The organism is uncultured Methanobrevibacter sp., assembly GCF_937906425.1.
Taxonomy (GTDB): domain Archaea; phylum Methanobacteriota; class Methanobacteria; order Methanobacteriales; family Methanobacteriaceae; genus Methanobrevibacter.
On record NZ_CALCYR010000302.1, the window covers coordinates 1 to 11967 of the forward strand.

The 11967-nt window shown below is 30.0% G+C and carries 9 protein-coding genes, 1 tRNA gene and 1 pseudogene; 8 read left to right on the forward strand and 3 right to left on the reverse strand.

Annotated features, from left to right (window positions below):
- Window positions 1–2817, forward strand: a pseudogene (locus tag Q0138_RS08740) (hypothetical protein); the annotation flags it as partial.
- Between the two features lie 237 nt (window positions 2818–3054).
- On the opposite strand, the gene Q0138_RS08745 reads toward Q0138_RS08740, so the two are convergent.
- From Q0138_RS08745 to Q0138_RS08755, 3 genes are all read right to left on the reverse strand, one after another.
- A complete protein-coding gene (locus Q0138_RS08745; protein WP_297983533.1) occupies window positions 3055–3474 on the reverse strand; it encodes a DUF123 domain-containing protein in 420 nt (139 codons plus the stop codon).
- Window positions 3475–3690: 216 nt separating this feature from the next.
- Window positions 3691–4629: a DUF1848 domain-containing protein gene (locus Q0138_RS08750; protein ID WP_297983535.1), complete on the reverse strand. Its 939-nt coding sequence runs from the start codon at window positions 4627–4629 to the stop codon at window positions 3691–3693.
- A 245-nt stretch (window positions 4630–4874) separates the two neighbouring features.
- Window positions 4875–5786 (reverse strand): TDT family transporter, encoded by a 912-nt coding sequence (locus Q0138_RS08755; protein ID WP_297983538.1) that lies wholly within the window; start codon window positions 5784–5786, stop codon window positions 4875–4877.
- Between the two features lie 247 nt (window positions 5787–6033).
- Here Q0138_RS08755 and Q0138_RS08760 point away from each other — a divergent pair, with 247 nt between their 5' ends.
- The 7 genes from Q0138_RS08760 to Q0138_RS08790 all read left to right on the forward strand — a co-directional run bounded on the left by Q0138_RS08760 (window position 6034) and on the right by Q0138_RS08790 (window position 11751).
- Complete coding sequence (locus Q0138_RS08760) at window positions 6034–6447, forward strand: DUF371 domain-containing protein (RefSeq protein ID WP_297983541.1); 414 nt, start codon at window positions 6034–6036, stop codon at window positions 6445–6447.
- Between the two features lie 145 nt (window positions 6448–6592).
- Window positions 6593–6679: transfer RNA gene (locus Q0138_RS08765), tRNA-Leu, on the forward strand.
- Window positions 6680–7051: 372 nt separating this feature from the next.
- Entirely contained in the window at window positions 7052–7900 is an 849-nt protein-coding gene (gene galU, locus Q0138_RS08770; protein WP_297983543.1) for a UTP--glucose-1-phosphate uridylyltransferase GalU, read from the forward strand.
- 120 nt (window positions 7901–8020) lie between these two features.
- Window positions 8021–8566, forward strand: coding sequence for a hypothetical protein (locus Q0138_RS08775; protein WP_297983545.1), 546 nt, complete (start codon window positions 8021–8023; stop codon window positions 8564–8566).
- A 156-nt stretch (window positions 8567–8722) separates the two neighbouring features.
- Complete coding sequence (locus Q0138_RS08780; protein ID WP_297983548.1) at window positions 8723–9694, forward strand: NAD(P)-dependent oxidoreductase; 972 nt, start codon at window positions 8723–8725, stop codon at window positions 9692–9694.
- 161 nt (window positions 9695–9855) lie between these two features.
- The gene (locus Q0138_RS08785; RefSeq protein ID WP_297983551.1) at window positions 9856–10536 is read left to right on the forward strand and encodes a glycosyltransferase family 2 protein; all 681 of its coding nucleotides are present in this window, start codon (window positions 9856–9858) and stop codon (window positions 10534–10536) included.
- 192 nt (window positions 10537–10728) lie between these two features.
- Entirely contained in the window at window positions 10729–11751 is a 1023-nt protein-coding gene (locus Q0138_RS08790) for a LicD family protein (RefSeq protein WP_297983556.1), read from the forward strand.
- The last annotated feature ends 216 nt before the right edge of the window (window positions 11752–11967 follow it).

Here is an 11967-nt window from a genome sequence, read left to right on the forward strand (position 1 = left end):
GATGATTCAATTGGAGATTCTGATTATAATTCAATTGCTAATGATGATTCAATTGGAGATTCTGATTATAATTCAATTGCTAATGATGATTCAATTGCTAATGCTAATTTAGATGATTCTAATTTTAATGATGCTAATTTAGATGATTCTAATTTAAATGATTTAAAGTCTTACGGCTTAAATTCAAAAATAAAGGCTTCAGATAGTCAAACATTTAAAGATATTCAAAGTTTAATTGATGTTGCTGATGAAAACGATACAATTGAATTAAGCGGTGTCTATTATGGAAATGGTGAAAAGATTGTCCTAAACAAGTCCCTAACTATTAAGGGAGATTCATCCACAATTTTGGATGCCCAATTCCTCTCTGAAATAATGGATGTAAACGCTCCTTTTGTTGTCATTGACAATATTGATTTTAAAAATTCCCTTTTAATGGGCCTAAGCTGTACCAAGTCCAACATTAGAGTGTCTAACTCTAATTTCAACAATTGCATTGGCGGCGAATTAGGTTCTGCTTTGAATTGTGCAGGAAATAATATTTCTGTATTGAATTGTACTTTCAAGGACAATATAGCTAACAAGTCAAGCTGTCACCATACCGATGGTGCAGCCATTTATCTAGTCGGTGACAATGCAGTGATTGATGGCTGCGTATTCATCAACAATTCAGGCTACAATTATGAAACTGCATCCTCTGGTGGAGCCATTCATTACTTCGGTAACGACGGCTTAATCAGCAATTGCCTATTCATAAATAATTCTGCAACTTCCAAGTATGGATGGACCTTGCATGGTGAAGAGGAAACCTATTTGGCAATGGGATATGGTGGTGCAATATACTTAACAGGTTATAGAGATAAAATAGTCAATTCCAGCTTTATTGGAGGAATTTCCCATTACAATGGTGGTGCATTATATTTTAAAGCTGCAAGGGACTGTGAAATACTCAATTCCACCTTTATTAATAACACATCCATTGGTGAAGGCGGAGCAATATACTTGGACCAGAACATTTATGACTTAAAGATAGACTCCTGTAATTTCACAGACAATAAGGTTTTTGGTTACAATAAGACCATTACTTATGCAAGAGACATTGGAGGGGCTGTATTTGCTTCAAAATTTGTTTTTAACTTGCTTTTAAACAATTGTATAATTTCAGGCAATAACGGCAGTTCAATCTATTTCCTTGGAGAGAATTTAACCCTAAGGGATTCAATAATAAGCGATCCTAAGCTGGAAAACTCTGTTGTAGTGACTAATGGCAGTCTGGAGAACAACTATTGGGGCATTAATTTAAATTCAACTGAAGACTTTATCAGCTCTAAAATCATTTCAAATGAGGGTTTCATTCCAAGTTCATGGTACAACATGAATATTGATGGTTTGGAAAATCTCAGTCAAAAGGGAGTCTATAATTATTCCATTTCCTTTGATTTGCAAACTGCTGATGAAGATTCTTCTTTATCATATTCAATTCTTCCGGATTATTTGGTCAAATTGGAAAACAGCGGCTTGAATCAATTGTCAGATTCTTATCTTTTGATTGAAAATAATGGTGCAAAATTCACTTATGACTTTAGTCAAGCTTCAAGGGATACAATATCCATTTATGATAGAAATTCAGATATGGAAAGGGTTCTCAATCAAAAAAGCATTGAAGCGGGGCTCATAAGGATAAATGACACTGGAAATGATACAAAGGACCTTCAGGATGCAATAGACAATGCAGATTCTGGAGATATAATTGTATTGGATGATAGGAATTATGCAATCGATACAATATTTATCAATAAAAGCATATGCATCGATGGTAATGGACTTGCAAGGATTGGTCTTTTGGACAGTTCCAAGGTCTTTTTCAATATTTCAGAAAATTCAGATTCAACTAATGTGGCCTCTGTTGAAATAAGTGGAATCAATTTCATTGCAGACAATGGAAATGTTCTGGTACTGGCTACAGCAGTAAACGATACAAATCCAAGCATGATTGATGTTTGTAAAATAGAAATAAGAAACAATACAGTGCTTAAGGCATCAGATGATGTTGTAAGCGAATCAATAACTGTTTTGGAATTGGATAGTGAAAGGGGAGTTCTTTATCCAATAAATGAATTGCTTGTCATTGGAAACACCTTGGAAAGTGGAATGAACCCATTTAATTTTGTGGTGACAGGATTTGTGGACGGATCTTCAGTTTATATCCCTAGCGGCGGAAACATTGCAGATAAAACCTCTACTGAGATTATATGTGCAAACATGACTACAAATGCAATCAACATAAATCTTGACGGTAGAAACGGAGAATACTTTATTTTCCAATTGCTGGACTCAAATGGAAATCCTCTGGCAAACAAGGATATTCTGGTAGGATTTAATGGTCATGTATACAATTATGTCACTGACTTGAATGGCAGTGCAAAAACTCAAATAAATCTTGGTCTTAAGGGAGGATACACATTTGCTGTTAGTTTCTTGGGAGATGATGAGTATAATGCTAGTTTTGCTGTAGCTAAGATTACTGTTAATCCTGAGCCTGTAAAGCTTACAGCAGCCAAGAAAAGCTATAAGGCAAATGCAAAGACAAAAAGCCTAACAGCTACCCTAAAGACATCAAGAGGTGCTGCAATCAGTGGAATGAAATTAAGTTTTACTCTTAATGGAAAAACATACACTGCTACAAGCAATTCCAAGGGAATTGCAAGTGTAAAAGTTAGTTTAACTAGTAAGGGAACTTATTCATTCAGTGTTAAATTTGCTGGAACAGAAAGATATGCTTCTGTTTCTGCTAAAAGTAGTTTGGTCTTGAGTTAAATAAATTAATTTTTATTTAATTCATTTTTTTTTTTTAAAATTTAATTTCTATTTTTTAAATTTAATTTTTCTATTTTTTTAATTTTATTTCTATTTTTTTAATTTTCATTTTTCTTTTTTTTTAATTTTTATTCTAAATTTCTTTAATTTTTATTTTAGAATTTTTTAATAATTTTTCCAATATTTCTTTTTTTTTTTAATGAGTTTAGCTATTTTCAAATATTTGACTCATTGATTTTATAAAAAGTTCTTTTTAAAATACTTTAAGTCATGAAATTCCATATCTATTTGATTATATGCTTTTTCTATACTTTTTACACTGTCCTTTTTTCTTTTAAAATAGATTAAATGAGAGTTGCAATTACAATCAGAACATCCAAAGTCTTTTATTTCTTCCCCTTCTTTAGAAATGATTTCTGCCAAATCACATTCTATCTTTTCTTCAGATATATTGAATAGAACTTCCCTAACAACACTGTTTTCGCTTTTTAAAAGGTAATCTACATGCCAATGCAATTTCTTTTCCTCAGACAAATGTCTTTTAATACGGGGAATAAGTGAATTCATTGCAGATCCAATATAGACATAATAGCCTTTTTTGAATTTATATGCTTCAGGATATAGATGTCCTACTTTTATTTTATCACTTTTATTCATAGATATTATTAAACAGTAGCAACCTTTCATAATTTAACAACTTTTGTATTTTATTTTAATTTAAATCATCGTTTATTTTATTTTATTGATTTGAATTTTTATTTGATAAATTCTGTTTTTATTGTTGTTGTTTATTTGATTATATTGATTTGAATTTTTATTTGAAAAATCCTATTTTAAATTCAAATCAATTTTTGACTTTAGTTAGTTTTTAAATTAATATAACTTTGTTTGACGACTTTTTTCATTGGTAAAGAAACTTCTTTGTTTTGCTTTAATTACCTTGTCCCTTTCTCTAGGTTCTCCAAGAAGTAATGGAGAGTTGGGATTGTGGCGTTTTAGGTTTTTATTAACCAAATTCTTGTTTGCATTTGCATAACAGTAAATGCAACCATGATTGCAGGTGTTGTAGCTTCCTATGTCATTGTTTAAAAGGCAATTGCATTGTCCGTGTCTGACTTTCTTTGCTTTAATTCTCATGTTTCTTCCCAATGCCTTTTCAACAACTTCCTTAGTCATGCAGCCTGTACAGTCAACTCCGAATTGTGCCAAGTCATCTCCCTCTACACAGGTTTTAAGATTTAACTTGTAATAATCTGTTATTTTGGAGAATTCTTCTCCAATTTTTAACCTTTCATAATCTGTAACTGCCTTGACTCCTGGAAAATTACGTTGGGTTTTCTTATAAAGGTCTATAAAGCTTATGATTACATTGTTTGTATAATTTGATAATGAGCTTACAATATCTTCAAATGCTTCAATATGATAGTCCAATGTGTATTTTTGATTGATGAATATTGGATCGTATCTTAATGTTACCTTTTCCTCATCAAACTTGTCTGAAAGAGCCTTGAAGCTTTTTATGACATCCTTGATTGGAGGAACATTTGGTTCTATCTCCCTTTCATATGGTGTTATGGTTACATGCCAGTATTGGTTGAACTTTGAAAGGCTCTCATGGTCTTTAAGCAGCGGCTTTGGGTTTTTTGTACAAAACATTATGCAATCAACTACTTCAGGGTCTAAACGGTAGGACAAGACCTGGTTTTTGTAATATGGATTTCTGACATAAACGTAACCTTCATCGATTCTATTTAAAAACCATTTGCTGAAGAATGCAGGAATATCTGTTCTTAAACCGGTATTTATTATCATTTTATTCCTCTTATTGATTAAAAATCTGTTTATAAGTTTAAATTCTATTTTAATATTTATTTTATCTGTTATTATGAATAATATATGATTTTAATTTATTTTTTCTTTTTTTCTATTTGTTTTTGTTTTTATTTTCTTTTTTTTCTTTTTTCTATTTGTTTTTGTTTTCTTTTTTTTCTTTTTTCTATTTGTTTTTGTTTTTGTTTTCTTTTTTTTCTTTTTTTCTATTTGTTTTTGGTTTTAATTTAATTTTCAGCCAAAAATTTCAAGTATCTGATTAGGACATAGATTACAAGAACTGTTGCAATGATTATTTCAATGACTGTAAGAAGATTAAGGATTTCCAGATTCATTCCCAATGAAATGAAGTATTTATTTGCCTCTTTCATACAGAATGCACTTACAACAAATGGAAATGAAAATGCAGCAAAACTTGGATAGAATGGAAGGTTTCTATATTCAAATAGCTTGTAGAGTGAAAATATATAGAAAATAACTGCAAAAATCAGCATGAATAGAATGAATTCATGAGAATATATGTTGAAAGATTTCAGATATCCTAAAAGAAGCAGGCTAAATGGAGCTGCATTAATGCAGATTAATGGTTTGAATTGATCAGGAGTTTCTAATTTCAGATATCTGTAGCTTGTCAGTATCAACAGAAGGATAAATGAAATTGAACTGAAATAGAATATTATTTGTCCAATCAATTCCTGATTATGCACTGGAGCTGTTACGCTGGCTATTGCAATTCCAATGTAAACGATATAATAGCTTGCGTATGTGTTTTTAAGTTCCAGATTAAATATGAATCTTAATGTAAAATAAACAATCAGTGCTATAAATGCAATTATTGCAAAAATCCATAAGATGAATCCTAAGTCCTTGTTGAATGGGATGATATAGGTTGAAAGGACGATTAATGCCATTAGGAATGTTCCTGAAATACTTGCAATAATAGGATTTTTAATCTCTTCAATTATTTCCCTTGGAAATGAGATTATTTTTGCAAAGATAATCAATAAAAATAAAAAACCTATTGTTCCGCATATTATGCGGGCTTCTGGGATGTATTCCTCTAAAAGATTGCCTAAAGTTAAAATAGCAAGGATTAATCCGCAGATAGGTATTGGGATTGTTTTTAATAGGTTTTTCATTTTAATCACTATTTTTGATTATTTTTAACTATTTTTAGAATTTTAATAATCTTGATTATTTGAGTTTTGTTTTTAAATTATTTTTATAATCTATTTTTTCCATTTTCTGTTTTTAAAATATTTTAATAATCTTATTTTTTCATTTTCTGTTTTTAAATTATTTTAATAATCATTTGGAAATTTTAAATGCCAATTTCAAATATATTTTTAAAAATCTTTTTATAAAATAATTTCTATAGTTTTTATTATGAATTTTAAAATTAGGGCAAAGGGGCATGAAAATGTTTTGTCAAAGCATAAGTCCACCTTTGAAATAACAAAGGATAGGGACCTTTCATTGTCTGGAGATTGTATTGTTGGCTTGAATATTGATAAATCAATGTTGGATTTTCCAAATGAGTTTAAGGAAAAGCTTTCAAATGATGATACTGAAGTATTGGTTAAACTGGAAACCAAAAACGCTTCAGATGAGATAAGAGGTTTTGGACATCATGATTTGACCCTTGATCATCCAACAGATATTGTATGCAGAAAAAGTGATTTCATATGTTCAAGGACTTTAATGATTAAATCAGATAAGGCTGCTATTGATTTGGATAGGACTTTAATTGACGATTTGTCTAATGGTGAAGACTTGTTTGTTGAGATAATATTGATTTAGTCTTCTTTTTTCTTTTAATTTGATTTTCTTTCTTTTATTTTTTATGGTTTTGGTAATTGTCTCTCTTTTTATAGTAAAGTTTAAATAAGATAATTAACATAATATGTATTACTGTATTATTAAGATACTCTGTTTTTATTTTTATGCAGGGGTGGTCGAGCGGTCAAAGGCGCTAGGTTGAGGGCCTAGTGGGTTAGTCCCTTCGCGGGTTCGATTCCCGTCCCCTGCACCATTTTTATAAATTTATTACTCTTTTTTTCTGATTTATTTAATTATTTTTACTATTTTTCTATTTTCACTGTTTTTGGTTCTGTTTTTTTTACAATTTTTCTGATTTTCATTGTTTTTGTTTCTGTTTTTTTTTAGAATTTTTCTGATTTTCATTGTTTTTGTTTCTGTTTTTTTTTAGAATTTTTTCTGATTTTTATTTTATTTTTTTTTAGTTGCAGTTTTAAAATTATTTTTTCATTTTTTTTATTTAATTTATCTATTTTTAAAATTCTTTTTTCATTTTTCATCAAATTTATATATTTTTATAAATAAACTATATTTATAATAAATTTCTAATTGAAATTAATAATTTATATTTATTTGAGGTGTAATAATGAAGGCAGTTATTCCTGCAGCAGGTCTTGGAACAAGATTCTTGCCTGCAACCAAAGCTCAACCAAAAGAGATGTTACCTGTTTATGACAAGCCAACAATCCAATATGTAATTGAGGAATCAGTTAATTCCGGTGTAGATGACATTTTGATTGTAACTGGTAAGGGTAAACGTTCCATTGAAGATCATTTTGACAGGTCTTTTGAATTGGAACATCATTTAAGAACAAAAGGTAAAGAGGACTTCCTAAAGCAAATTGAATATATTTCCGATTTGGCTGATATTCATTTCATCAGACAGAAAAAGCAAAAGGGATTGGGAGATGCTATCTACTGTGCTAAAAAGCATGTCGGTGACGATTCTTTTGTTGTTATGTTGGGAGATACAATTACAAAGGACAAGGTTCCATGCACCAAACAGCTTATTGACATTTATGAAAAATACGGAAAGTCAGTAATAGCTTTGGAAGAGGTTCCTGACGAGAAGGTTGAAAGATATGGTATCATTGGCGGAGAGGAAATTGAGGACGCCATTTATAAGATTGATAAATTGGTTGAAAAACCACCTTTAAGCGTTGCTCCAAGTAATCTTGCCATCATGGGAAGATATGTATTGACTCCAGATATCTTTGACTGCATTGAAAATGTGGAACCCGGTTATGGCGGAGAGATTCAATTGACTGATGCTTTAAGCAAGCTTGATGAGATTTACGGTCAAGTCTTTAAGGGAGATTCCTTTGATATTGGTAATCGTATTGACTGGTTAAAGACTTCCTTGAAATTCGCTTTAGAGGATGATGAAGCAAGAGATACAATTTTGGAATTTATTAACGAGGAAATAATTAATTAATTTAATTAAATTTCTTTTTTAAGAATTTTATTGTTAATTTAATTTATTTTGTTTAATTTAATTTCTTTTTTAAGAATTTTTATTATTTAATTAATTTAATTAATTTAATTGTGTGTTTAAATGATTAATCAAAAAAGTCCTGAAGAGGAAATCGAAGAATTAAAGGCAGAGCTTTCAAGATACCGAAAGGAAAATCGTCTTCTTAAGGAAAGATGTGAATCCTATGAAGATCGTATTGAACACTTTGCAATAGAAAGGAAAAGGCTTTCAAGGGAAATTTCTCAATTTGAGTCAATGGAATTGGAGATTCGCCAATATGACATTGGTGAATTGGCTCAACAGACCTATAAGCTGGAGCATAGGATAGATATTCTTCGAAGATACCTTGAAACAGAAAGGACAGACAATGAAAAGTTAAATGATTTAATCAAGAAATTAACAAAGGAATTGGATGATACAAATTATGAATTGAATAATTTAAGAAAGGATTTCAATAAGTTAAGGGTTCGTAAAAATCAAAGAACCTTTTTCTTGGAAAACCGTTTGGACATTGCTTATGGTAAATTGGCTCAGTTAAAATACACTTTAAATGAATTTGATGAATTAAGCTTTTGGCAAAGAATTAGAGGCAAAAAACCTGAAAGCTATGATGACATTGATTTTTAATCAATAATTTGGTTTTTAAATAGTTTTAAATAGTTTAAAATATTTTAAATATTTTTAATTGTTTTTAATTGTTTTTAATTGTTTTTAATAGTTTTAAATTGTTTAAATTTAAAAATAATTTTTAATTTTTATTTGTTTAATGAAAGGGGACGAAATATGGAAACTCAAAGAATTTTAGTAACTGGTGGAAGTGGATTTATAGGAACAAATCTTGTAAATGAACTTAGAAGCAGAGGTCATGAAGTCTTGTCTGTTGATTTATTGCATCATGAGGATGAGGCTGATTTGTATTCTGACTCCTATTCTGACTATGTAAGGGGAGACATTCGTAATTATCGCCAAATGGAACGTATTTTTGATGATAATGAGAAGTTTGACTATGTTTATAATTTGGCTGCAGAATATGGTCGTTGGAATGGAGAGGGATACTATGAAAATCTTTGGGAAACCAATGTAATAGGTCTTAAAAACATGATTCGTCTTCAGGAAAAATTAGGTTTTCGAATGATTTCATTTTCCTCAGCTGAAGTTTATGGTGATTATGAAGGAATAATGACTGAGGATGTTATGGAAAACAGACCAATCAAGGAAACCTATCAAATGAATGATTATGCTATTTCCAAATGGGCTGGAGAGCTTATGTGTATGAATTCAGCTACAATGTTTGGTACTGAAACCGTTAGGGTTCGTCCTGTAAATTGTTATGGTCCTCATGAGGCTTATTCTCCATATAAGGGTTTCATTCCTATTTTCATTTATAAGGCTCTTCACGGACTGCCTTATTCCGTTCACAAGGGTCATAAAAGAATTATTGATTATGTTGAGGACACTGTAAATACCTTTGCAAACATTGTTGACAATTTCATTCCGGGAGAGGTTTATAATGTTGGAAGTAAACAGGAATGGGAAATGACCATTGAAGAGTATTCAGATTTGGTTTTGGAAGCTGTTGGAGTTGATGATTCATTGGTTACATACACTCCTGCTGAAGACTTTACAACAAAGGTTAAAACCATTGACTTTTCTAAGGCAATTCGTGATTTAAAACATGATCCTAAGGTTTCTCCTAAGGAAGGAATTAAGAGAACTGTTGAATGGATGAAATGGTATTACAGAATTGAAGATTAATTAAAATATTTTTTTTAATTGATTTTTATTGATTTAATGATTTTGATTGATTTTAATTATTTTAATTATTTTCTTAATGATTTTGATTGATTTTAAATGATTTTCTTTGATTTTAAATTATTTTTATTTATTTTAATTTAAATTGGTTTTTAGGTGATTAAATGGTAAATTCAGTTGCTATTATTCCTGCATTTAATGAAGAAGTAGCTATTGGTTCAATTGTACTTAGAACTGCCAAGTATGTTGATGAGGTTCTTGTTGTAAATGATGGAAGTGATGACAAGACTGCTGAAATTGCAGAATTGGCTGGTGCTAGAGTAATTAATCATACTAGAAATTTAGGTAAAGGTGAAGCCTTGAAATCAGGTTTTCAAGCTGTTGGAGCTGATTCAATAATAATTACCATAGATGGTGACGGCCAACATAATCCTGATGAGATTCCTGATTTAATCAGGCCTATAGTTGAAGAGGGCTATGATTTGGTAAATGGAAGCAGATACATGAACGGTCCAGAGGAAAACACTCCTGCCTATCGTAGGATTGGTCAGCAGGTCCTGGACACTGCAACAAATATTTCTGCAGGAATAGATGTTACAGATTCACAAAGTGGTTTTAGAGCATTTTCCGCTAGGACAAAGGATGTTTTTCAATTCAAAAACACTGGTTTTGGTATTGAAAGTGAAATGCTTGTGGATATTGCCTCAGCTAATATGCGTGTAATTGAGGTTCCAATTACAGTACGTTATGATGTGGACGGTTCAACCAAGAATCCGGTCACTCATGGGGTTGGAGTTTTATTGAATATAATCAAGGATAAAATTTTAAGGACTTTTAAAAGATAATTTTTCATTCTGTTTTATAGTTTCAATTAAAGGCTTGATTTAAGAGATAATATTTTCATTTTATATAATTTCAATTCAAAGGTTGATAAGATGGTTATTAAAAGAACAATAAAAAAGTTTTTTATTAAATACATTAATTTTTCTAATAAGCATAATCCTTTAATAAACAGTTTAAAGAAGGATGTCAAGAGTTTGAAAAAGGAAAATAAGAAAAACAATAAAAAGATTGCTAAATTAGAAAAATCAAATAAAAAATTAACTGCAGAAAGGAAGACTTATGAAAAGACCTTTGATTCCTATAATTTCCTTTTTAATAACATTTATCTTGATTTTGAATTAAAGCCAAAGGGATTTTTGGCAACATATCAGAAATTATGTCTTGAAATGCTTGATTTCATTGACAATATCTGCAATAAGTATGATATTGAGTATTGGCTTGATGCCGGAAACGTTTTGGGAGCCTATAGGCATGGTGCATTCCTGCCATGGGATGATGATATTGATATTGCCATAATGAGAGAAGAGTATTTCAAATTGTCTGATGCCTTGAAAAAGGAAATAGAACTAAATGGTTTGTCAGATAATATGTTTTTATCTGAAATAAGGCTTATTGATGAGAATATCGTTTATACATTCCCTCAATTGATTTATAGCTGTGAAGACATTGGAATTGACTTTTTGGCAAGTGTTGATTTTTTCCAATTTGATTACATTTCAGAGTTTTCAGAAGATTTGGAAGCTGAATTTAAAAGGGAAAAGGCTAAATTCTTCATGGACATCATCAACAGCCTTGATAAGGACATTAGGGATGAGATAAAAAAGGAAGATGTTAAGAAAGTTGATTTGACTGATATTGTTGATGTTAGACATTTCATTCAAAATTCATATGAAAGTCTTAATCTCACTTTTGAAAAGCAGGATCATCTCATTCAGGGAGTTGATGGAAATCTTGGAGGAGGAGTTCAGGACTTTAGCTTATTTAAATCCGAAGACTTTTTCCCATTGGACACAATTGAATTCTGTGGAAAGGAATATCCTTGTGAGAATAATGTTCCAGGATATTTGGCAGCCATTTATGATGAAAACTTTAGAAAGATTCCTAGAATAGTTAGACATCATAGTGCACAATCAAAATTAAGGGACAGAGAGGACATTATTCCTATTTTAGAGTCTGTTATTGAAAGAATGAGAGAAGTAAATAAGAATTTTAATTAATTTGATTTTTATTTTTATTAAAATTAGTTATTTTTCTAAAAAGAGTTTTATTTTTTCTTTATTTTTATTTTTTTTTATTTTTATTTATTTATTTTTTTAAAAGAGTTTTGTTTTTTATTTATTTTTATTTTTTTAAAAAATAGTTATTTTTTTAAATTAGTTAAAAGAGTTTAAAAATAGTTTTTTTTTTTAAATTAGTTCAAAGAGTTTAAAAAT